General features: G+C 52.5%; 21 protein-coding genes. 17 read left to right on the forward strand and 4 right to left on the reverse strand.

The genetic code is table 11. The features are described from left to right. Positions 1 to 26 precede the first annotated feature (26 nt). Together ACJJI4_RS00950 and ACJJI4_RS00955 are read right to left on the reverse strand one after the other, a co-directional pair. A complete protein-coding gene (locus ACJJI4_RS00950) occupies positions 27 to 1,055 on the reverse strand; it encodes a FecR family protein (RefSeq protein ID WP_444926737.1) in 1,029 nt (342 codons plus the stop codon). Positions 1,056 to 1,406: 351 nt separating this feature from the next. Continuing rightward, positions 1,407 to 1,934, reverse strand: a complete 528-nt coding sequence (locus ACJJI4_RS00955; RefSeq protein WP_444926738.1) for an RNA polymerase sigma factor — start codon at positions 1,932 to 1,934, stop codon at positions 1,407 to 1,409. 235 nt (positions 1,935 to 2,169) lie between these two features. On the opposite strand from ACJJI4_RS00955, the gene dnaX reads away from it, so the two are divergent. The 10 genes from dnaX (at position 2,170) to ACJJI4_RS01005 (ending at position 11,039) form a co-directional block, all read left to right on the forward strand. After that, positions 2,170 to 4,146: a DNA polymerase III subunit gamma/tau gene (gene dnaX, locus ACJJI4_RS00960; protein WP_444926739.1), complete on the forward strand. Its 1,977-nt coding sequence runs from the start codon at positions 2,170 to 2,172 to the stop codon at positions 4,144 to 4,146. Positions 4,147 to 4,201: 55 nt separating this feature from the next. Next, positions 4,202 to 4,546 (forward strand): YbaB/EbfC family nucleoid-associated protein, encoded by a 345-nt coding sequence (locus ACJJI4_RS00965; protein ID WP_413664473.1) that lies wholly within the window; start codon positions 4,202 to 4,204, stop codon positions 4,544 to 4,546. A gap of 30 nt (positions 4,547 to 4,576) precedes the next feature. After that, the gene (gene recR / locus ACJJI4_RS00970; RefSeq protein ID WP_444926740.1) at positions 4,577 to 5,182 is read left to right on the forward strand and encodes a recombination mediator RecR; all 606 of its coding nucleotides are present in this window, start codon (positions 4,577 to 4,579) and stop codon (positions 5,180 to 5,182) included. Between the two features lie 9 nt (positions 5,183 to 5,191). Beyond that, complete coding sequence (gene rnd / locus ACJJI4_RS00975) at positions 5,192 to 6,322, forward strand: ribonuclease D (protein ID WP_444926741.1); 1,131 nt, start codon at positions 5,192 to 5,194, stop codon at positions 6,320 to 6,322. Next, positions 6,319 to 6,606, forward strand: a complete 288-nt coding sequence (locus ACJJI4_RS00980) for a YcgL domain-containing protein (RefSeq protein ID WP_444892840.1) — start codon at positions 6,319 to 6,321, stop codon at positions 6,604 to 6,606. Before rnd ends, ACJJI4_RS00980 begins: the two co-directional genes overlap by 4 nt. A 10-nt stretch (positions 6,607 to 6,616) precedes the next feature. Next, complete coding sequence (locus ACJJI4_RS00985) at positions 6,617 to 7,066, forward strand: YcgN family cysteine cluster protein (RefSeq protein WP_444926742.1); 450 nt, start codon at positions 6,617 to 6,619, stop codon at positions 7,064 to 7,066. 196 nt (positions 7,067 to 7,262) lie between these two features. Further along, the gene (locus ACJJI4_RS00990; RefSeq protein WP_282934168.1) at positions 7,263 to 7,643 is read left to right on the forward strand and encodes a hypothetical protein; all 381 of its coding nucleotides are present in this window, start codon (positions 7,263 to 7,265) and stop codon (positions 7,641 to 7,643) included. A 415-nt stretch (positions 7,644 to 8,058) separates the two neighbouring features. Then, positions 8,059 to 8,739 (forward strand): YEATS-associated helix-containing protein, encoded by a 681-nt coding sequence (locus tag ACJJI4_RS00995; protein WP_108731891.1) that lies wholly within the window; start codon positions 8,059 to 8,061, stop codon positions 8,737 to 8,739. Positions 8,740 to 8,911: 172 nt separating this feature from the next. Then, entirely contained in the window at positions 8,912 to 9,757 is an 846-nt protein-coding gene (locus ACJJI4_RS01000) for an AAA family ATPase (protein WP_444926743.1), read from the forward strand. A gap of 100 nt (positions 9,758 to 9,857) precedes the next feature. Continuing rightward, a complete protein-coding gene (locus tag ACJJI4_RS01005; RefSeq protein WP_444926744.1) occupies positions 9,858 to 11,039 on the forward strand; it encodes a vWA domain-containing protein in 1,182 nt (393 codons plus the stop codon). A 16-nt stretch (positions 11,040 to 11,055) separates the two neighbouring features. Here the strand turns inward: ACJJI4_RS01005 and ACJJI4_RS01010 are convergent, their stop codons facing one another. Beyond that, positions 11,056 to 12,303 (reverse strand): amidase family protein, encoded by a 1,248-nt coding sequence (locus ACJJI4_RS01010; protein ID WP_444928203.1) that lies wholly within the window; start codon positions 12,301 to 12,303, stop codon positions 11,056 to 11,058. A 12-nt stretch (positions 12,304 to 12,315) separates the two neighbouring features. Then, a complete protein-coding gene (locus ACJJI4_RS01015; protein ID WP_413664480.1) occupies positions 12,316 to 13,809 on the reverse strand; it encodes a peptide MFS transporter in 1,494 nt (497 codons plus the stop codon). A 166-nt stretch (positions 13,810 to 13,975) separates the two neighbouring features. On the opposite strand from ACJJI4_RS01015, the gene hrpA reads away from it, so the two are divergent. From hrpA to ACJJI4_RS01050, 7 genes are all read left to right on the forward strand, one after another. Then, positions 13,976 to 17,890 (forward strand): ATP-dependent RNA helicase HrpA, encoded by a 3,915-nt coding sequence (gene hrpA, locus ACJJI4_RS01020; protein ID WP_444926745.1) that lies wholly within the window; start codon positions 13,976 to 13,978, stop codon positions 17,888 to 17,890. A 239-nt stretch (positions 17,891 to 18,129) separates the two neighbouring features. Further along, positions 18,130 to 18,429 carry an HvfA family oxazolone/thioamide-modified RiPP metallophore gene (locus tag ACJJI4_RS01025; RefSeq protein ID WP_108731896.1) on the forward strand — a complete coding sequence of 100 codons (300 nt, stop codon included), beginning with the start codon at positions 18,130 to 18,132 and terminating at the stop codon, positions 18,427 to 18,429. 88 nt (positions 18,430 to 18,517) lie between these two features. Beyond that, positions 18,518 to 19,363 (forward strand): HvfB family MNIO-type RiPP peptide maturase, encoded by an 846-nt coding sequence (locus tag ACJJI4_RS01030; RefSeq protein ID WP_444916226.1) that lies wholly within the window; start codon positions 18,518 to 18,520, stop codon positions 19,361 to 19,363. Further along, positions 19,344 to 20,114 (forward strand): HvfC family RiPP maturation protein, encoded by a 771-nt coding sequence (locus ACJJI4_RS01035; protein WP_444926746.1) that lies wholly within the window; start codon positions 19,344 to 19,346, stop codon positions 20,112 to 20,114. The genes ACJJI4_RS01030 and ACJJI4_RS01035 overlap by 20 nt, the downstream gene beginning before the upstream one ends. Before the next feature lie 127 nt (positions 20,115 to 20,241). After that, entirely contained in the window at positions 20,242 to 21,144 is a 903-nt protein-coding gene (locus tag ACJJI4_RS01040; protein ID WP_444914686.1) for an MlaA family lipoprotein, read from the forward strand. Between the two features lie 38 nt (positions 21,145 to 21,182). Continuing rightward, entirely contained in the window at positions 21,183 to 22,361 is a 1,179-nt protein-coding gene (locus ACJJI4_RS01045; protein ID WP_413664484.1) for a PP2C family protein-serine/threonine phosphatase, read from the forward strand. A 220-nt stretch (positions 22,362 to 22,581) separates the two neighbouring features. Then, positions 22,582 to 23,100: an STAS domain-containing protein gene (locus tag ACJJI4_RS01050; protein ID WP_444926747.1), complete on the forward strand. Its 519-nt coding sequence runs from the start codon at positions 22,582 to 22,584 to the stop codon at positions 23,098 to 23,100. Positions 23,101 to 23,110 lie beyond the last annotated feature (10 nt).

A 23,110-nucleotide genomic window follows, 5' to 3' on the forward strand; every position in this document is an offset into this window, starting at 1 on the left:
TAACCGCCCTGGGTGACGTTTATAACCTAGTTATGCGAGGGAGACAAGATAGTCAGGTTTGCATTGCTGTGGTCTTGATATAGATCCAGAGCAGTGGCGATGGCCTTCAGGGTGTTATCCGGGTCAGAAACTTCAAATGTTCCGGAAACAAGTCTATTTTCTACTTGAGGAGAAGCGGCTACAGGGGTTATCAGGTAGCGATTTAATTCTATAAGAGCGTCCTTAAGGGGGGTTTTCTCAAAAACCAGGAGACCTTTTGTCCAGTCAGTGGCCTCCTCGAGGGAGGTGCGGCTAATCGGGCTGAGACCTCGATCGGATATGCTGACTTTTTGGTTCTTAACCAATTGTACTGATTCGGGCTCCAGGCCAGGAGCACTCACCGATTCAGTAACTGATACAGTGCCTTCAGTTACAGATACTTGAGTATTCTCCGGATTGAGTTCAACATTGAACTCAGTACCCAATACCCGAATATTGGCGCTACCAGCGGACACGGTAAATGGACGCGAGGTCTGCCTTGCTACCTCAAAGAAGGCCTCACCACGGACCAATTCGGTACGACGCTCATTGCGGTTGTATATAACCTTTAACTCGCTGTTGGAGTTCAGTTTTATTTCGGAACCATCAGGAAGGCTAACCGTTTGTATCTGTCCGCGTTCTGTAGCGTACATTTGGGTCTGGATTTCACCGCCCATTCCTTGGAAACCAATCCACAAAGTAATGACTGCCCCGCAGGCTGCGAGCCCGCCGCCAATAAGCCATTGAGGTAATGTCCAGTGCTTATTGGTTTTGGGCATCTCAACTTTGTCAGTGGTTTTGCGCGAGGGGATACTTTCAGGGAATAGTGTATCAACCGGCATTCTGGAGAGTGCGCCCAAGTCCCCCCAAAGTTCGCTGACCTCTGCAAAGGCTTGTTGATTCTCTTCGATAGAAAGCCACTGTTTGAACTGATGGCGATCAGCTGAGGTTATTGAGTCTGAGCGCAAACGAGCCACCCAAGCACAAGCCTGATCCAGGCTATCTTCGCTTACTGCTTGCTTTGGGGTGGTTTTCATGGCTACTCAAATACCTTGGGTCGTAAAACTTTACTTGGCACGCAGATGCTTAAACATGCATCTTACTCAAAAAATGCCGATTTGTGTGACCTCTGCCGCACGGGGTATGACACGAAATGAAATAATTTCAGCTTTATGGCTTAATTTTCAGGAAAAAATGCTGCTTTCAATAAGGATTTCAGCATTGCCTAACTTTCAAACCACACCCTTGAAGCTGAGACGGGTGAAAGGGTTGCTCCCTCAACTAATTTTAAAGTTTAGTAGGTTAATACTAAGTGACTGCATTTTGTGCCATAGGTTCTTGTTATTGTTAGGGGCGTGGATGGTTAAGTTGATAGCTTGAGCTGGTGCTCACGGTTCTGGGTTTACCTTCTTCCTGCAGGCTTTCAAAGCTTGCAAAATATACTTCTCAACACTGCTCACCGAGATATTCATTTCCTGGGCAATCTCGCTGTAGGAGAGGCCGCGTGTCCTGTGCAGGAGAAATGCTTGGCGACACTTAAGGGGTAGCTTGTCCATGGTTTCGTAGATGGACTGTAGTTGCTGGCGGGCTGCCAGCAACCTTTCTGGTGACTGATGGTCCGCATGGTCGTCGGTGTAGGGCTCACCCTCCATGGGGATCTGCTGGCTCACATACTCTACATGAAGCTTGCCCCGACGTAGCTGGTCCACAGCAAGGTTATTGGCAATCTGGTAGAGGTAGGCCCGTGGATTCTCAAGTTCCTTCTCATCGCTGAGTTTTTGCAGGCGTAGATAGGCGTGTTGGGCGATATCCTCGGCATCGTCAGGGCTTTTTACAATGCGAGAGACAAAGCGTACCAAGGCCTGTCCGTGCTCGGTAAACAGCCTTTCAAGAAGCGTCTTCCTGGCCTTATTCATTACTGATCGTGATCCCCGTACCCTGCTCGCTGTAGTTATGGACTGATTGTTCTTAGTGCGAGCTGGCGCACAGTTATATCACAAGCATTGGTTTCGCTACGAGAGGTACGATAGAACTTGACTGGTCACACTCTTCGATTCTCTATGCCTGGCGATGGATGCCGGTATAATGGCGGCCGCGCCACAGGCGCAGACAATAAGACCTTGCAGAGGTGTGTCGAGCACCGGAGATCGAATGAGTTATCAAGTACTGGCACGGAAGTGGCGGCCGAAGCTGTTTCGCGAGATGGTGGGACAGGAGCATGTTCTCCAGGCGTTGATCAACGCCCTGGATAATGGCCGCTTGCACCACGCCTACCTCTTTGCCGGTACCCGTGGTGTGGGTAAAACCACGATCGCACGAATCCTGGCTAAGTGTCTGAATTGTGAAGAGGGAGTCAGTTCTGAACCCTGTGGCCAGTGCCACACTTGCAATGAGATTGCCGATGGCCGTTTTGTCGACTTGATCGAAGTGGATGCAGCCTCGCGCACCAAGGTCGAAGATACTCGTGAACTGCTTGAGAACGTGCAGTACGCACCGACCCGGGGTCGCTTCAAGGTTTACCTGATCGATGAAGTCCATATGTTGTCGAACAGCTCGTTTAACGCGCTGTTAAAAACCCTCGAAGAACCGCCTCCCCATGTGAAGTTTCTACTGGCAACGACTGATCCGCAGAAGTTGCCGGTTACCGTGCTGTCCCGCTGTCTTCAGTTCAAGCTGAAGAATATGAGCCCCGAGCGGGTTGTGGGGCACTTGAAGTTTGTGTTGGAGCAGGAGCAGGTCCCGTTTGAAGAAGGGGCCCTGTGGCATCTCGGTCGCGCCGCAGATGGCAGTATGCGAGATGGGATGAGTCTTACTGACCAGGCCATCGCATTTGGTGGGGGGCAAATTACTGAGGCAGAAGTGCGCGGTATGCTGGGCAGTATCGATACCGGTTTGGTGTGGAAGCTGCTGCAAGCCTTGTCTGAAGAGGACGCACAGGCTTTATTTGCCACAGTTGCTGAGTTGTCCCAGCAGGCCCCTGATTACAGTGCTGCGCTGGCAGAACTCGCCGATAACCTGCACCGTATCGCAGTGGCTCAGGTGTTGCCTCAATCTATCGATAACTCCCTGGGTGATGGTGAACGACTGAGAAATTTAGCTGGGCGTATCGCCCCGGAAAATGTGCAGCTGTATTACCAGATGGCTCTGCTGGCCCGACGTGACCTGCCCTTGGCCCCGGATCAGCGCAGTGGCTTTGAAATGGCTCTTCTGCGGATGCTGGCCTTCCGCCCTCAGGGAGTTGCGGATATTCCCCGTTCTCCACTGCCATCGGCTTCCGAACCCGTTTCACCAGCACCGGCTCCAGAAGCGCTACAGCCACAGGCCCCTGTGGCACCAGAAGTACCGGAGGTCAGTCCGGCAAAAAAGCCTGAAGCGGCACAGCCGCAGGCTGTTACAGCCGTTGATCTAGCTCCCTCGCAAGCAGGGGAGGGCCTACAACCGTTAAAGCACCAGGCAGAGCAGCGAGAGGCAGAGCCGGCAGCTCCAACTGAAATGATCAGTGAGCCAGCGACGGAGGCTCAGCCGGGGCAAATTACAAGCCCGCCCCCTGTCCAGGGAGTGGCAGAAGAGCGTCCCCAGCGTAAAGATGTCCTGGCCGAGCTGCGCCAGCGAGTTGCGGAAGTGGAGTCGGCGCCGGCACCACAGCAACCGGTACCACAAAATACGGTGAATACCTCGCGGCAGGCTCCGGTAGAAAGCCAGGGTCAGGAAGTGCCAAAAGGGCGTTTGGAAGCATTAACGCCTGGCAGTTGGCCGGTAATGTATGGACAGCTGGGTATTACCGGTATTTTGCACTCCATTGCCCAGCACTTGGAGATGGTGGGCAGGCAGGACAATATACTCTCGTTCACCCTGGATGAATCCTATAGCAGCCTCTACGACGAAGTTCACCAGCGGCGCCTGGGGGATTCTCTGGCTGACTTCTTCCAACAGCCTGTGGTAGCGCAGATACAAGTAGGGCAGGTACATGGGAGTACTCCCGCCCGGTTAGTCGCAGCTACTCGCCAAGCGCGGCTTGAAGCTGCCCAGGATGCACTGGTCGCTGACCCGCTGGTTCAAGAATTACAGACAGAATTGAGTGCGGAACTGGTGCCGGGCTCCGTAGAATCACTAGTAGTAGAAGATTAATGACAATTAGGGCCCGGTTTATTCCGGGGCCACATGCACAAGATAGAGGTTACCTATGAAAGGTTTGGGCGATTTGATGCAGCAGGCCCAGAAAATGCAGGCCGATATGCAGGAAAAAATGCAGAAGATGCAGCAGGACCTGACTGAGCTTCGCATCTGCGGTGAGTCTGGGGCGGGTATGGTCAAGGTGACGATGAATGGTCGCCACGATGTGACATCTGTGGAAATTGATCCCTCCCTGATGACCGAAGAGAAGGAAATGCTGGAAGACCTGCTGGCCGCTGCGGTCAACGACGCTGTGCGCCGTGTAGAGGAAAAAACACAGGAACTGCAAAAGCAGGGGATGGGAGACCTGACTTCAGGTATCAATTTGCCTGAAGGCTTTAAGTTCCCCTTTTAAGAAGTGGCCATCCACTGGTTTTGAGTTTGTATGTTTAGTCCCCTGATTGAAGAGCTGATCCGCGCGCTCCGCTGTCTGCCCAGTGTGGGCCCCAAGTCCGCGCAGCGCATGGCGATGTACCTGTTGGAGAAAGACCGCGAAGCTGCGTCTCTGCTGGCCCAGAGTTTGGCGCGAGCGGTGGAACAAGTGGGGCGCTGTGGGCAGTGTCGCACCCTCACAGAGGAGCCCGTTTGCTCATTGTGTAGCAATAGCCGGCGCGAGCAGGACTCACTGTGCGTGGTTGAGACGCCCGCTGATGTTCTGGCTATTGAGCAGGCCGGTAATTACCACGGTCGCTACTTTGTCCTGCATGGGCATCTCTCGCCCATTGATGGCATTGGCTCGGGGGACCTGGGGATCGACTTGCTGGAGCAGAGACTCGCTACTGAGCAGTTGCGTGAACTTATTGTCGCCACTAACCCTACGGTAGAAGGTGAAGCTACCGCGCAGTACATCGCGGAGAGAGCTCGTGCCCAGGGGGTGACGGTGAGCCGGATTGCCCACGGTGTGCCCATCGGCGGAGAGCTGGAATATATCGATGGCGGGACTCTCGCTCACGCCTTTAATAGTCGAACCGCATTTTTTTCCGGCAGTTGAGTGATATCGATGACAGAAATAGATACCACTCCACGCTGGGTCGACAGCTACGAGCAGCTGGTAGAGTTGTGTGCAGAATGGCGCAAGCAGAGTGCGGTAGCCCTGGATACCGAGTTTATGCGCAGCCGTACTTTTTATCCCCAACCGGCTCTGGTCCAGGTAGGTGATGGAAAACACTGCTACCTGATCGACAATTTGGCGATTGAGGAGTTACAGCCGCTTCGCGACCTCTTGCTCGATACCTCTGTCACTAAAATCATGCACAGTTGTAGTGAGGACCTGGAAACCCTTGAGCGCTTGCTGGGGGTGATTCCCGAGCCCATTTTTGATACCCAAATTGCCGCTGCAATCTGTGGTATGGGAGCGGGCTTAGGTTATGCGGCGACAGTTAACCAGCTACTGCATATTGAATTGCCCAAGAGTGAAACCCGCTCGGACTGGCTGCAGAGACCTCTCAGCGATGCACAAAAAACTTATGCTGCCCTCGATGTCGCTTGGTTGCCGGTACTCTACGGCGTACTGGTAAAGGACCTCAATGCGAAGGGGCGCCTGGAGTGGTTGCGGGAAGACTGTGCATCATTGGTGGTCACGGCTCGAAACCCGAACCCACCTGAGGTTTACTACCAAAAAGTGAAAGGTGCCTGGCGCCTGCGCAGTAAACAACTGGCAGTGCTTCAGGATGTGTGTGCCTGGCGCGAAAAGCAGGCCAGGGCGCTGAATATGCCGCGCAATCACCTGTTGAAAGAGAATATCTGTCTCGGCCTGGCCCAGCAGTTGCCCCGGCACAGAGGTGCCTTGAGCCAACTGGGTATGGAAGGGCGGGCTTTGCGTGAGCACGGAGACGCCCTTTTAAAAATCGTTGCCCAAGCCTGTGAGAGAAGCGATCCACCTGCGCGAATGCAGCAGCCTCTCAACCGGCAGCAGGGAGAAATCCTCAAGCAACTGCGACTTGAGATGGTGTCTATTGCCGAGCGGGCCGGGTTGCCTGCCGAAATATTAATTCGCAAAAAAGAGCTCGAAGCTCTGGTCCAGGCCCGTCGACCCGAGTTAGAGGGGCGGCTCAGAGGGTGGCGGGCCGATGTGATTGGCCATCCTTTGCTCGAAGCTCTGAAACAATTGCGTAAAGAGGAATTGAAGTGAAAGTTTTATGCGATATTTATCGCAGTCCAAATAAAGACGAAATGTATCTGTACGTGGATAAGCGCGAGGGCACTGCGAGGGTTCCCAAAAATCTACTGGAGCTTTTCGGCAAGCCGCAGCACGTCACTACGATGTTGGTGACGCCGGACAAAAAGCTGGCCCGTGCAGAGGCGGACAAGTTGCTCAAAGAGGTGCGTACTCGCGGCTATTACTTACAGATGCCGCCAATAGCCGATTCCGAAATGAGTGAAATCGCGTTGAAGAACAGCAAGTTGCAACGCTGAGTCGAGCTAAATGGCACAGGAGCCTTTTTGGCGGCGGAAAACGCTGGAGCAAATGAGTCGATCCGAGTGGGAGCAGCTTTGTGACGGTTGTGGTCGCTGCTGTCTGCACAGCTTGGAGGATGAGGATACGGGTGAGGTCTACCTCACTAATGTGGCCTGCCGCCTGTTGGATACCCATTCCTGCCAGTGCAGCAAGTATAGCCAGCGCAAAGCCCATGTTCCCGGATGCATTCAGTTGCGTATAGAGGATATTGCCGAATTCGATTGGTTGCCGCTCACCTGCGCATACCGCAGCCTTGCGGAAGGGCGCCCTCTTGCGGACTGGCACCCATTGGTATCGGGAGACCCGGAATCCGTACATCGGGCGGGGATATCGGTGCGTGGGCGCGTTGTCAGTGAAGAGTCGGTTCATGCAGACGATATGGAGGATCATATTGTCTCTTGGGTTGAACAAGGTTGATCGCAAACGGGAACTGCGACCTGTGAACGCCTTTGAATATTGCGCATAATTAAATCATTCTTCGGATCGATTTATGGCAGGCAGTGCTTGTCTGCGAAGCGGCGTAAATATGCCGGTTCCGAGCGAGTGACGGTGTAAAGGACCCTGGCATATTTGCCCGATATTGGATCGGTGTGCCAGAAAGTAGAGTGAGAGAATGACAGAAGATTTCCAATTTGCCTGGATGGTATACGCTGCTTCAACACTGGTTATGCTGTTGGCAGGCTGGTGGTTTATGCGCAATTGGCGCTGGAGTTGGGTGCGCCAGACTCTACTGTTAGTGGCTGCGGCGGTGTTGCTGGCGCCGGCAAAGACCTCTGTAGCGGAGTCAGTTGCTGTGCCGGTGTTGCCGCTATTTGTTTATCAAACGCTGTTTGAAGAAAATGGAGCGGCGCCAGAGGTCACTACCAATTTGATATTCGCTTCGGGTGGAGCCCTGGCGATCATGGTTGTTTGGGGGATTGTCAGCTTGCTGATGAGATTTCGCCGGGACAGGCGTCGTCGCTTTGATGAAGATCCCTACTTTAACGAACAATAACCCAAGATATGGCTGTCATGCCTGAGGGCAGGGTAGCCATTCACCCAGTATTTTTTGTTGCACTTTAATTCACTTGCGCAGCCATCGTCCCTCCTCGACGCCTATATCCAGGCCTTCACTCGGTTGCTCGTATCAAAGGCGTTAAAACCCTTTAGACCGACAACCCCAGTCAATGACAGCTGCTATATCTATTAAGCTGGTTCCCGCTGTGGCGCAAGGCAAAACAATGTAAAAGCAGTGTCACTTTTCTGCCAGGTATCCAGTAACAACAAGAGGCGGCTGTATCCGGCATGTGGGAAATACCTCGCACCTAATAGGGGAAGAGGGCAAGGGCAGTCGTGAATAGAGTGAAATATTCAGTTCAATACCCACTTGCCCGGATTGGCAGTGAGAGCCGAATGGCTGAGGAATACTGATGCTCGATCACCTGCTTATATTGACTGCAGTAATGCTGGTTTCGGGCATTTTGGGTGGGTTGGTCAATTACTATCAAATGCTGTTTACCGAAGAAGATCCAGCGGGGCTCGCACGTTGCCTGATTATGGGGCTGTGTGGCGCCTTGATGGTGCCGATATTCCTTAAATTCACCCAGAGTGACTTGTTGATAGAAATCCAGGGTGACCCCTCGCGTTTATTGATTTTTACCGGTTACTGCCTGCTCGCTGCAATTGCGTCCCGTATGTTCGTGTTTAACGCCGCGCGGCGCCAGTTGCGCGACGCCAGTATTGCCCGCGCCCGAGTAGAGAATATGGAGCAAGAACTGCGCACCATGCAGTTGGAAATGATGCCCCTATTGGAGCATGAAATTGAGGGCGATCCCGAGCAGGGGCCGACCATCGATTTCAATCAGATCCGTAAATTGGATGACAATGCCCTACAGGTGCTGCATTTGTTAAATACCGGGGAGTGTGTATTTCGGTCTCTTTCCGGCATGGTGCAGGACAGCGGTATGGAAACCAATTCTATAGCCCGCGCCTTGAATAGCTTGCTGGTGCTGGAGATGGTCGGGAAAATTCACAGTCACCTGGGCATCCGCTGGTATATCACCGGCAAAGGTCGCCAGGTTGTACACCGCCGCAGTACCCAGATGGCCTAGGCTGCTTCGGAAAGCCCACGCGGGCTTTCAAGACTCGCCCTGCGGGACTGGAAAATTTCCCCAGCGCAAGCTGGTCATCCAAATTGAGCGTTACCGCCTCGCCCCCAACCTGTTGTTCAATTATCATTCGCTAAAAGAGATAGTTAGCCTCGACGACAGGATTGGAGCAGTTATGAAGTTTACCGGTACCGAAAGCTATGTAGCGACCGACGACTTGCAGATGGCGGTGAATGCGGCCGTTACCCTGCAGCGCCCACTATTGATCAAGGGTGAGCCCGGCACCGGCAAAACACTGCTCGCCGAGCAGGTAGCAGAGAGCCTCGGACTAAAGCTGATTCAGTGGCATATTAAATCCACTACCAAAGCCCAGCAGGGCCTGTACGAGTACGACGCGGTATCCCGCCTGCGGGACTCCCAACTGGGGGTGGATAAGGTTCACGATATTGGCAACTACATTAAGCGCGGTAAGCTTTGGGAGGCCTTTGCGGCAGAAGAGCGCGTGGTGCTGCTGATCGATGAAATCGATAAAGCGGATATCGAATTCCCCAACGACCTGCTGGTTGAACTGGATCGCATGGAGTTCTTTGTCTATGAGACTGGCGAAACCATCAAGGCCAAGCAGCGCCCCATCGTAATTATCACTTCCAATAACGAAAAAGAATTGCCGGACGCCTTTTTGCGCCGCTGCTTTTTCCATTACATCAGCTTCCCCGATCGTGACACTATGCGCAAAATTGTCGATGTGCACTATCCAGAGATCAAAGGGCAGCTGGTGGCCGAGGCAATGGATATTTTCTTCCAGCTGCGCGAGGTTCCAGGCCTGAAGAAAAAGCCTTCTACCTCTGAGCTGATCGATTGGCTCAAGCTGTTGATGGCTGATGATATTCCCGGGGAGATCCTGAAAAACAGCGATAGCAGCAATGCTATTCCGCCGCTCTACGGTGCCCTGCTGAAAAACGAGCAGGATGTCCATATGCTGGAGCGCCTGGCGTTTATGGCCCGTCGCGATAATCGCTAAACTGTATTGGTTAATGTCACCGAGGGCTTAGGTTGTCCTCGGTGATTTCGGCCCGGTTTAACCGGGTGTTATTTTTTCCCTGTGCTGACTGCGAATTATTATGCTGATTGGCTTTTTCCAGAATTTACGCCGCTATAAATTACCGGTAACCATCACCGAACTGCTGGCCCTGCTTGAGGCATTACAGCAGCGCTTGGTGTTTGCCGACCTTGAGGAATTTTACTTCCTTGCCCGCGTTTGCCTCGTCAAGGACGAGAAGCACTTCGATAAATTTGATCGCGCTTTCGACGCCTATTTTAAGGACCTTGAGACCCTCGACGACATTGTCGAACAAATGATTCCCGAGGACTGGCTGCGTGCAGAATTTATGAAGCAGCTGAGCGAAGAGGAAAAGGCCCAGGTACAAAGCCTCGGTGGCTTGGAAAAACTGCTGGAGGAATTTAAAAAGCGTCTAGAGGAGCAGAAGAAGCGTCACAGCGGTGGTAATCGCTGGATTGGTACTGGCGGCACCAGCCCGTTTGGCAATAGTGGTTATCATCCCGGCGGTATCCGTGTGGGTGGTAAGGGGCGCAATCGCTCGGCGTCAAAGGTTTGGGAGAAGCGCCAGTTTAAAAATCTGGATGACAGTATCAGTCTGGGCACCCGCAATATCCAGGTGGCTCTGCGCAAGTTGCGCAAATTTGCCCGCACCGGTGCCGCAGAGGAACTGGATCTGGATAACACCATTTCCTCTACTGCACGCAACGCAGGGTTACTGGATATTCAAATGGTGCCGGAGCGACATAATGCGATTAAGGTGCTGATCTTTTTCGATGTAGGGGGCTCTATGGACCCCTATGTGCGCGTTTGTGAAGAACTGTTCTCCGCCTGTCGTTCCGAGTTCAAGCATCTCGAATATTTTTATTTCCACAATTTTGTTTACGAGCATGTGTGGAAAGACAACCAGCGGCGCTATAGCGAAAATACCTCGCTGCTGGAAATACTGCGCACCTATGGCAAGGACTACAAAGTAATTTTTGTCGGCGATGCGTCTATGGCGCCCTACGAAATTACCAGTCGTTTCGGCAGTGTCGAACATATGAATGAAGAGCCCGGTGCGGCCTGGATGGAGCGTGTTACCGATACCTACAGTAACCTGATCTGGTTGAATCCTGTAGGAGAGGAGTACTGGCAATATACTCCCAGTATCGGTATGACCCAGAGACTGGTGGACGGGCATATGTATCCGATGACCCTGGAGGGGTTGGATCGAGCTATCGCTTATTTGGTTAAAGGGCGTTAAAAGGCTGATCGCTTTTTCAGGTAGCACCGTAGGTGCTGCCTGCTATTCCTTCGAGGGGTTTCGTTAGTTGCTCAACTAGAGAGAGAAGCGAAAAATCACTTCGTGGAGTCATTATCAATGAGAAACCACTGGGTTTCTCTATCTCCTTTCCCCCAGTATTAATCCCATTTTCTACGATAGAAAACAACGGCAGATGACACTGGGGGGCGCCCCAAAGCCCTGCAATAGCGGTTAAACCCAATAGTCGCTGGCGATCTTTTTGTACTTTGCAGAATTCACTATCGGTCCCTTTCTTAATTGCGGTTGTGGGGGTGGTTGGTACTAGTAAAACGCTACTGTTGTCCGGTAGTAATGTCTCCATCAACTTGCACCACTGTTGTCGTTTTTCGTTGGCCCAGGATATCTCATCGTCGGTAATTGATAGGGCCATAGTAATTCTTGTGGCTATGTCCTCTGAAAATACCGGCCGGTATTTTCGCAACCAGTCTCCGTGAGTATTGGCGATGGCGCGGCCCTGCAAAATTCGGAATACATTAGCCAGTTCGCCCAGTAATTCTATGTCAGGCAGGTGTTTAATCTCGCAGATAGGAAATTGATTATTTAATGTGGGAATAAATTCCTGGATTGCTGATTGAATGGGCGTATCTGCCAGTTGACTTATTTCGGGGCAAGTAACCAGGCGGGTTACTTGATTTGTGGATAAGTGCTGTGACGGGATTAGAATTTTGCCGACGTCTACAAGTAATGAAGGAGTTTGACTAAACCAACCGACAGTATCAAAGCAGGGTGCTAAACCGATAACGCCGTCGGTTGGAATAAGTGAGTGACTGGTTCGAATGCCGAATAAACCACAATAGCTTGCAGGTACCCTCACCGATCCGCCGGTGTCGGTGCCTAAGCCAATATCGGCTGTTCCTGAGGCCACGGCGGCGGCCGATCCCATAGAGGAACCCCCACAAAAATAGCCGGGCAGTTTAGGGTTGTCGGCAGAACCGTAATGTAAATTACTCCCCTGCATGCTGTAGGCGAGTTCATCAAGGTGAGTAAACCCAGTAAAGGTTGAGCCGGCCTCCAGTAATTGCTGCAAGCTAAGTGCGGTTTTATTGGCAGGAGGGTGGGTATTAAACCACTCGGGGCTGCCTGCCGTATTTTTCTCCCCTTTCAATTGAAAGAGATCTTTGACCGCTAAACGTACGCCTGTTAGTGGTCCGGAATCTGATAACGTTAAAGAGCGCGGTCCGTGCTCGCAAAATACGCCTTTTATGGGTTGGCTCCCTTATTTGTCATTACCGCTAAAATGCTTCGGCGGTACACCGTCGTGATCGGCGGTGATGCTCAGTTCCTCCTTGGTGGTTTCGCCCACCTTTACGTGAACCTCTTCTGCACCGTGCATCCAGTCCACCAGTTTCTCGCGAATAAAGTACAGGATAATTCCGGCAATAATTGCGGCCAGGGCTACTCCGCCAAAGGTTGCGAGTGGGCCGGATACACCAACGAGTTTACCGATCTCTGCGGCTCCTTTGTTGGCAATACCAATAAAGGCAAACCAAAGCCCCATCATCAGGGATAAATAGCGCAGCGGAGATAATTTAGTTACGACAGAGAGCCCAATTGGCGATAGGCAAAGTTCGCCAATGGTGTGGAAAATATAGGCAAATACCAGCCACCAAATACTCGCTTTAATGGTCTCTGAATCGCCAATTTGCAGGGCGGCACCGCACATGGATAAGAATCCCACGCCGAGAAAAACCAGTCCCAAACTGAATTTGGCCGGTGAGCTGGGTTCCCGATCCCCCATGCCTACCCAAATACTGGCCATAATTGGCGCGAGGATAATAATAAACAGTGGGTTTACCATCTGCAGCCAACTGGCTGGAATCTCCCATCCCAGTACATTCAGGTCGGTTCGATATTTGGCGAATAAGTTCATTGAGCCGGCAGCCTGCTCAAAGCCGGCCCAAAAAATCACGATAAACACGCCCAAAACCAAAATAACTTTGATGCGGTCTCGCTCCTCCTGAGTCAACGGGCGGCGCTTATCGACGTCCTCATCTTTCTTGTCTTTCAGTTCCAGGTGCGCAGAAGGTTCTACACCGATTTCTCCCAGGTAGCGCTTGGCTTGGGTCATCTGCAGGATTAGGCCGGCTAACATGCCAAGGCCAGCGACGATAAAGGCCAGCTGGTAATCCACCTTTTCCCCAATCCAGCCCACCAGCAGGTAACCGAGGATAGAGCCCAGGTTGATGCCCATATAAAAAATGGTAAAAGCGGTATCCCGGCGGTGGTCACCTTCCTCGTAAAGGTCCCCGACCATGGTAGAGATATTTGGTTTGAAGAAACCGTTGCCGATAATCAGCAAGGCCAACCCGATCCACAGCATATAAATTTGACTGCCATTTGGCAGCCAACCGTGGGGGAATCCCAGGGCGAACTGCCCCAGCATCATCAAGGTGCCGCCGAACATAATACAGCGGCGCTGGCCCCAGCGATTATCTGCCATCCAACCGCCAATAATGGGGGTCAGGTACACCAGCATTGCATACCAGCCCAGGTAGCTGAGGGCTTTGGATTGCAACTCGGTATCGGTCAGTTGTTCCCAGCCGAAGACTGCGGCAGTCGCTGTAGAGGTCAGGTAGAAGACAAAAATACCACGCATGCCGTAGTAGCTGAGACGTTCCCACATCTCAGTACCAAACAACAGGAAGAGTCCCTTGGGGTGGCCAAACAGCTGGCCTGCGCTGGCGGGGGGCTTGGGCTTGATCTCTTGCATAGTACTGCTCGCAAGGTATGACCCTGAGGAATTGCACCAGCAGTAAAGGCCGTGCCCCTCAGAAGAAGTGCTATTCGCACCAGTATAGATGAGCGCCACAATAAGGTTTGATAGCCCTGCGGTGCTCAGGGGGTATAATCCCGCGTTTGCCATTGCTGTACGAATTATGAGTCACACCGAAGCAGAAAAAGTACTGGGGGCGCTGCAGGCCCGAATCTCCGCGACCATGGGGCGTGACCGCTATGGGTTGCGCAGGACTGTCAAAAATGTGCGCCGGCGCCAGAAAGAGGGCAAGCGGGTAGATCGCATGTTGGCCCAATTGGAGCAGCAGCTCCAAGCGTCTGAGACCCTGGTGGAGGAGCGCCGGCGCAAGTTGCCGGAAGTGCAGTGGCCGGAGTCTTTGCCAGTGGTAGCGCGGCGGGAGGAAATCGCCGAGCAGATCGAGAAAAATCAGGTTGTAGTGATTGCCGGTGAAACCGGTTCTGGTAAAACCACTCAGTTGCCAAAAATTTGCCTGTCACTGGGCCGGGGAATTTTCGGCCAGATCGGCCACACTCAGCCGCGCAGGATTGCCGCGCGCACTGTAGCCAATCGAATTGCTGAGGAGCTGGGGCAGCCCCTGGGAGAGTCCGTCGGTTACCAGGTGCGCTTTACCGACCACAGCACCGAGCATACCCACGTCAAACTGATGACAGACGGTATCCTGCTGGCTGAAATTCAGCGCGATCCCCTGTTAAATAAATACGATACGTTGATCATCGATGAGGCCCATGAGCGCAGCCTTAATATTGATTTTCTGTTGGGCTATTTGAAAACCATACTGCCCAAGCGCCCTGACCTGAAACTGATAATTACCTCGGCGACCATCGACCTGGAAAAATTTTCCCGGCACTTTGACGATGCGCCGATTATCGAGGTTTCCGGTCGTACCTACCCGGTGGAAGTTCACTATCGCCCCGCAGCGGATACGGATGCAGATCTCAACGAGCAGGTGGTCACTGCTGTGGAGGAGTTGCTGCACGAGGAGAAATCCAGCAGTCGGCGCGGTGGGGATATCCTGGTATTTATGAGCGGCGAGCGGGAAATCCGCGAGTGCGCCAAGGCTTTGCGCGATGCACAGATAGCGCAATTGGAAGTGCTGCCCTTGTATGCCCGCTTGAGCCTTGCGGAGCAAGCCAAAGTTTTCCACGGCCATAAAGGCCGTCGCATTGTACTCGCTACCAATGTGGCAGAGACCTCTATTACCGTGCCCGGTATCCGTTATGTGATCGACCCGGGTACTGCACGGGTGAGCCGCTACAGCTACCGCAGTAAAATTCAGCGGCTGCCTATAGAGCCGGTTTCCCAGGCCAGCGCCAACCAGCGTGCCGGTCGCTGCGGCCGTGTCAGCGCTGGTGTTTGTGTGCGCTTGTATGAAGAGCGGGATTTTGAGCAGCGCCCGGAATTTACCGATGCGGAAATTCTGCGCACAAATCTGGCCGCAGTCATTCTGCAAATGTTGCAGTTGCGTATCGGTGATATCCGCGAGTTTCCATTTGTCGATCCGCCGGACCCACGACTGATTAATGACGGCTATAAATTGCTGCAGGAATTACAGGCGGTAGATGAGCAGGGCCGGGTCACTAAATTGGGGCGATCCCTATCAAGGTTGCCTTTAGACCCGCGCCTGAGCCGCATGTTGTTGGCGGGGGCAGAGAATGGCAGTGCGCGGGAGCTCTTGATTATTGTCGCCGCTCTGGCCGTGCAGGACCCGCGCGAGCGCCCGGCAGAAAAGCGCCAGGCTGCGGATGAAAAACATCGCCAGTGGCAGCATGAACAATCGGATTTTTTATCCTTCGTTCAGCTGTGGGATGCCTTTGAAGTCCAGCGTCAGGAACTGAGTCAAAATCAGTTGCGCAAGTGGTGCCAGAAAAACTTCCTTTCCTGGCTGCGTATGCGCGAGTGGAGAGATATCCACCATCAGTTGCGCGTGGCTTGTCGCGATCTCGACGTTAAAGAAAACAAAGAGCCGGCGGAATACGAAGCGATACACCGAGCCATCGTGGTGGGATTGCTGGGCAATATTGGCGCGCGGGATGAAAACAAGGAGTTTAACGGCTGTCGCAATCGTCGTTTCCATATTTTCCCTGGCTCTGGTCAATTTAAAAAACCTCCCCGCTGGGTGGTGTCTGCCCAGTTACTGGAGACCAGCCGCCTGTTCGCCCATACCGTAGCCAAGGTCGAACCCGAGTGGATATTGGCCGCCGCGCAGCATCTGGTTAAGCGCAATTATTTTGAACCCCATTTTAACGCTCGCTCCGGGCAGGTGATGGCCTTTGAGAAGGTCTCCCTTTACGGTTTGGTGCTAGTGGAAAAACGCCGAATTCCCTACGGCAAACTGGACCCGCAAACTTCTCGGGAAGTGTTTATTCGCCAGGCGCTGGTGGAGCAACGCTATCGCGGTAAGGGGCGGTTTTATAAGCACTATCTCGACCTGTTGAAGTCCCTGGAAGAGCTAGAAGCCAAATCCCGTCGCCGGGATATTCTGGTGGATGATGAAGTGGTGTACCGTTTCTTCGATGAGCGTATCCCAGCGGATATCGTCAACCTGGCTGGATTTGAGCACTGGCGCAAGAAAGCGGAATCCAGCGATACACAGCTGCTGTTTATTCCCCGCGACTTATTGATGCAGCAGAGTGCCGATCATGTGGGAGAGGCCCAATTCCCCAATGAGTTGCAGGCGGGCGGTATTGTCTATCCGCTCAGCTATCACTTTGAGCCTGGCAGTGTGGATGATGGCGTCAGTATACAGGTGCCGGTTGCAGCACTGCACCAGGTGCCGGCAGCTCGCCTCTCCTGGTTGGTGCCGGGCATCTTGCGGGACAAGTGCATCGCTCTGGTAAAAGCCCTGCCCAAGCAGTGGCGTAAATATTTTGTGCCAGTGCCGGCTGCGATAGATAAGGCTTTGCCCCGACTGCGTGCAGACAATACCCCGTTGTGGCAGTCGTTGGCTCTGGAGCTGAAGCGCCAGACAGCACAGCAGCTGCCAGATGAGGTGTGGGAGTCTGCGGAACAGGCCCTGGAAGATTATTACCGTTTCAATATCCAGGTAATGGATGAGGGCGGTAAATTGCTGGATCAAGATCGGGATTTGGCCCTATTGCAGGTGCGCTACCGGGATCGGGTACAGCAAGGGTTGGCAACGGCTGGCGACAGTTTTGAGCGGGAGGGTATCTCCCGCTGGGACTTCGGTGATCTTCCAGAGACCCATACCCTCAACCAGGGCGGACTCAAGGTGCGGGCTTACCCCGCGCTGGTTGAAGGAAAAGACAGTGTTTCCCTGAAGCTACTGGATAACCCCAGTGAGGCTCGCAGGCTTACTCGCGCCGGTATTTGCCGTTTGGCTCTGCTGCACTTGCCGGAGAAGGTGAAGTATCTGCGCAAAGAGCTGTTGCGAGGCAAGGAGCTGGGGCTTTCTGCAGCGGATCTGGGGCGCCGTGAGGAGGTAGCTGACGACATCCTGATGGCAGCCGTGCGCGAGGTTTTCTGGCCCAAAGAGGAGTTGCCGTGCACCGAAGCTGAATTCCTGGCCGCTTTGGAAAATGACGGTGACTTGGTGGGGGTGGCCCAGGAGATTGGTGATCTGTTGGTCAAGGCCCTGGCCCAGCTGGTGCCACTGCGCAAACAAATCAAACAGCAGAAAAACCTGGCGGTCGCAATGGCAGTGGGGGATATCCAGCAGCAACTGGGTGGGCTCTTCTACCGAGGCTGCTTGTTTGATATTCCGCTGTCATGGCTGCGCCAGTACGGCCGCTATCTGAAGGCGATCGCAATGCGCTTGGAAAAGGCCGCTCTCGACCCTAACCGTGACCGAAAATTGCAAGTTGAATACCACAAGGCGGCGGAGCCTTATTTGGCGCAAGTGGAGAAATATTCACCCAGAGAACTCTCTGCAGAGGCAGAATTGCGTGAGTTTCGCTGGATGTTGGAGGAATTTCGTGTTTCCTTATTCGCGCAGACTCTAAAAACCCTGATGCCGGTGTCATCCAAGCGCTTAAGCAAGTCATGGGCAGAAATTGATGGGAAAGGTTTGCTTGGTTGATTTTCTCTATGGAAAAGAGATCACAAAAAAAATTTTGATCAAGTGTAAGAATTGGATGGAGAGCCCGACAGAAGTACTGAAAGCAGGCCTGGAGCCCAGAATGACCCCTTGATACCGGTTATTTTGTGGCGGGTTCTATTCAATGACTGATTTTTGTTTCGCAGCATTATACTTCTGCGGAGTGGAAAAAAGTCTCTTGTACTTTTTATTGCTAAGGACACCTAGTTAGGAGATTCACTATGAACAAGAAGCACCTTTCCCCTGTAGCCGCCGCAGTTGGCGCAGCGTTTATCGCCACTGCCGCTATGAATGTATCTGCTGCCAACAGCAATGCTAACCCCTTTGCCGCAGCAGACCTTAGCTCAGGCTACAACGTGGCGCTGGCTGATCACGACGGTGATGATAAAAAGAAAGAGGGTAAGTGCGGCGAAGGCAAGTGCGGCGAAGGTAAGAAAAAAGAAGGTAAGTGCGGCGAAGGTAAGTGCGGCGAAGGCAAGAAAAAAGAAGGTAAGTGCGGCGAAGGTAAGTGTGGCGGGTAATTTTTCGCTGTACTCAAAGAGGGTGGATACGCTTTAGCGATCCACCCTGTTTTTTATTGATCGCTGAAAAAAGTGAGACCTGAAAGTGTTGCGCGAGTTTTCCGTAGAAGGCGCTGGGTTTGGATTGCGCCGCTCAATGATGGGTGAAAACCTTGATACAGATGCCGTAGATTTTCTGGAGGTAGCGCCCGAGAACTGGATTGGTGTTGGCGGTCGCTATGGGCGCTGGTTTAAGGAATATACAGAGCGTTTTCCCTTTTTACTTCACGGTTTATCTCTCTCGATTGGTGCACCAGAACCATTGGATATGGAATTGGTTGCAGCCATTAAAAAATTTATCAAGCAACACAATATTCGCGGTTACAGTGAGCACTTGAGTTATTGCTCAGATCACGGCCATCTGTACGATTTATTGCCCATTCCCTTTACGCAAGAAGCGGTGATGTATGTTGCCGAGCGAATCCGTATGGTTCAGGACGCACTGGAAGAACGGATTGCAATGGAAAATGTCTCCTACTATGCGGCGCCGGGCCAGGAGATGACTGAACTGGCTTTTTTAAATGCGGTGCTGGAAGAGGCCGATTGTGATTTGCTTCTGGACGTGAACAATATTTATGTAAACTCGATTAACCACCGCTACGATGCGCTGGACTTTCTATCTGCACTACCTACTGAAAGAATTCGCTACGTACATATTGCCGGGCACTATGATGAGGCAGAGGATTTAAAGGTGGACACCCATGGTGCACCGGTTATTGATCCTGTGTGGGAACTACTCGATCGCGCCTACGATATTCACGGTGTGATGCCGACGCTACTTGAGCGGGATTTTAATATTCCGCCAATTCCCAAATTACTTGAAGAAGTAGGACATATTAAAACCATTCAGGCCAGTCACCAGGTGGAAGAGAATTATGTCCTCAGTCGTCGATAAGCCCGAGACATTCAAAAATGTGCAGCGGGACTTTACTGCCCATTTGCGCGCACCGGATCAAGTTGCGCCGCCGGCAGAAATTGAGGACCGGCGTGTCGCTATTTATCGGGATTTGATTTACAACAATATTGAGTCCTTTGTTGCCAGTGGATTCCCGGTTTTACGCAGTCTTTATAGCGACGAAAACTGGCATCAAATGGTGCGAGATTTTGTGCACAAACACACATCCGTTAGCCCGTATTTTTTGCAGATCAGTGAAGAGTTTCTCTCATATTTACAGAACGAACGGGGAGAACAACCACAAGATCCTCCGTTCCTATTGGAGCTTGCCCACTACGAGTGGGTAGAGTTGGCTTTAGATGTCAGTGATGTGGAATTACCGGAAGGGCTGGTGATAGAGGGGGATGTTTTACAGCAAGTTCCTGTAGTTTCCCCTCTCGTCTGGAGCCTCAGTTACCGCTACCCAGTGCATCGGTTGGGGCCGGATTTTCAGCCCCAAGAGCCGCCGGAGGTACCGACGTTCCTTTTCGTTTACCGGGATCGTTCCGACAAAGTGAATTTTATGGAGATCAATGCCGTCACCGCCAGATTGTTGCAGTTGGTCTCTGCGGGCGATTACACCGGCTTACAAATATTGGAACAGATGGCTCAGGAATTACCCAATATTAGTCGTGACTCCTTATTTGATTTTGGTGCCGATTTATTAGAAAAACTACTGAATAAAGGGGTTATTGCCGGTTTAAAGGCTTAGCCTGTGATTGCCTGAAACTCCTTTATCTTTGGCAAATCCCAGCTGCTATGCTGCCGAGGGTAGCTTACGAATTATTAGGGCGTTAGAATCCTTGGTCTCACTAGTTTGATATAAGAGGAGCAGGGTTGTGCTTGGAAGCAAAACTTTATCGCCCTGGTTAATGGCAACTCTGATAGCTGTTACTCCAGTAGGGGCGCTAGCGCAACAAGATCCGTTTGGTGGTGCAGCTCAAAACCCGGCTGCAGTAGATACCAGCGGAGCAGAGGATGCCAGTGCCGATGACGGGGGCCTGTCTCTCGAGGATGAGTACGGCTTTGATCCTGCCGATGAATTTGGTGGTGCCGAGGGCGAAGATTTATCACTTCGCGACCCCTGGGAAGGTTTTAATCGGGCCATATTCTCCTTCAACGATGGCGCAGATCGCTATGTGTTGAAGCCCGCCGCTGTCAGCTATCGCCAAATTACTCCGATTTTCGTGCAGCACGGTGTCAGCAACTTTTTCGACAACCTGCGCGAAGTTACCAATACCTTTAATGATGTTCTGCAGGGTAAATGGGGCCAAGCGGGCAATGACGCCGGTCGTTTCCTGGTGAATTCTACGGTGGGTATTGCCGGTATTCTGGATGTTGCCCAGCATATGGGTCTCGAGCAGGGTGATGGCGAGGACTTTGGCCAGACCTTGGCTGTTTGGGGAGTCCCTTCTGGCCCCTACCTGGTTTTACCGCTACTGGGTCCGTCCACTGTACGGGATACCCCAGCCAGGGTCGTGGATTACTACACCAACCCCTTGACCTATGTAAATGACGACGCGACCAAATATGCATTGAAGGGGACAGATATCATTCAGAGCCGCGCCAGCCTGCTGCAAGCGGAGTCCCTGTTGCATGGTGATCGCTATGTACTCTTGCGGGATGCTTACCTGCAGCGCCGCGACTATTTGATTGTCGATGGTGAAATGGATGTTCAAACCGAAGAAGAGGCCGCAGAGGCAATTGATCAGGGTGAAGTGGAAGAGGCTTCCGACTACTGATTTGTCACCTAGGGCAGATAACTTTTTAGAGCCTTTATATGGCCGGCCCCAGTAGCCTGGTGCTAACCGACGATGAGCGCTCCCGCAATTTTTTGCGAGGGGCGCTTTCGCGTTTTGGCTTCCAGGTAAGTGTTGCCAACAACGGGGAAGATGGCATCGGCCAGTTTAGCCCCGGCGCTTTCCATATCGTATTGATTGATCGCTATTTGCCGGATATGAGTGGGCTGGAAGTGTTGCGGCGGATAAAGCGCATAGCCCCAGAGGTGGCTGCGGTAATTATTGCCTCAGATAGCGCTGCCGATGATGTACTCCAAGCGATGCGCCTTGGAGCCAAAGACTACCTGGTTAAACCCCTGGAAGAAGCAGCGGCTATTGATCGTATGATCTGCCGTATCAGCGGTGAAGAAAACCTGGCGAAGCAGAATCGCGAATATAAAGTGACTTTGGAGCGTCGCAACAGTGAACTGCGGGATCATGTCGAGCTGCTGCGCAGGGACCAGGAAGCTGGCCGTTTACTGCAACAGCATTTACTTCCCCGTACCCCCTATCACTACCCCAGTGGCGTGGAAGCATCCTACCGGCTGGTTCCCTCCCTGTACCTGAGCGGTGATTTTGTTGATTACGGCTTGTTCGGTGAGCGCTTTGTAGCCTTTTACCTGGTCGATGTGTCGGGCCATGGTGTCTCTTCTGCGCTGGTTACTGCCCTGATTAAGCACAGCATTATGCATCGCTTGCGGGAGCGCCCCTTATTTGCCCAGCTGGACTCCCTCAGTGATGACTTGTTGGATGTCCTTAACCTGGTCAATGGGGAGTTGTTATCCACAAAATTGGGCAAGCACGCCAGTATGTTTGTCGGGGTTGTGGATAGTAGTGCCCGGCAATTGCACTATGCCGTCGCCGGGCAAATACCGATGCCGGCCCTGGTTAGTGAGGCGGGTGCAGACTGGTTGCCGGGAAAAGGGCGTCCCCTGGGTATTTTTGAACGGGGTGATTGGCAAGTGATGCGTGCTGAGCTGCCGCCCGCTTGGCGCCTGGTCGCTTGTTCAGACGGTGTACTTGAATTATTACAGGGCGATCTGCTTGATAAAGAGGCCCAGCTTTTGCAGGCTATTTCAGAGAGTGGGGGAGAACTCGACAGGCTCTGTCAGTCTCTAAAAATGGATACTTTTGGTGCCCTTCCAGACGATATTACGATTCTCACTTTAGGCCGCCAGTAATGCCCAAAACTTCTATCGATAGTCTTCGACTATGAAGTCGAATTTTGTGCTTTATCGCACTTGTCAGTCTGCATAGTCAGGAGTAAGCTCCGCCCACTTTATGCACAAAATTGCACTAGGCGCCAAAAACGTCAAATGCTATTGTGTTCTCTACCAGTGAACTTTTGCCATCCGCCTGCACTTCTATCAAAAGGTGTATTCGGGTGAGCCAGGGGTTGTTATGCAGTCCGGGCAAATTATGGTTGGGGCCCACCAGGGCATCTACGTCATCAAGTTAGTAGGTGATGTTCGTCTCAACCTTTGTACCTCATTTGATAGCTTTATCGACAACATGTTTGCACGGGGTGACTTTGCCGGAGTGGCATTTGATCTCGGTGGTGCAGAAGGTGTCGATAGTACGACTCTCGGCCTGATGGCGAAGATTGCTATTCGCGCTCTGGAGCGGGGCTGTGAAAAGCCGCTGGTATTCTCTGCGGGTAAAGGTATCCGCCATCTATTGGACGCTATGGGCTTTGATTCGTTGGTTGAAATTAGCGACACGGTCCACGATATGAGCGTACCCACCACGCCGTTGGTATGTAATAGTCCTGACGAATGTGCTGCGCGGGAAAAGGTGCTGGAAGCTCACCGGGTATTGATGAGCATGAACGAGCAAAACGCCGAGACTTTTCGCGACTTGGTACATACCCTCGAGCGAGAATGCTCCCCGGTTGCCAAATCTTCGGCGCATTATCACTAGCGCTTATTCT

This window comes from Microbulbifer maximicatervae (SeqCode), assembly GCF_052467305.1.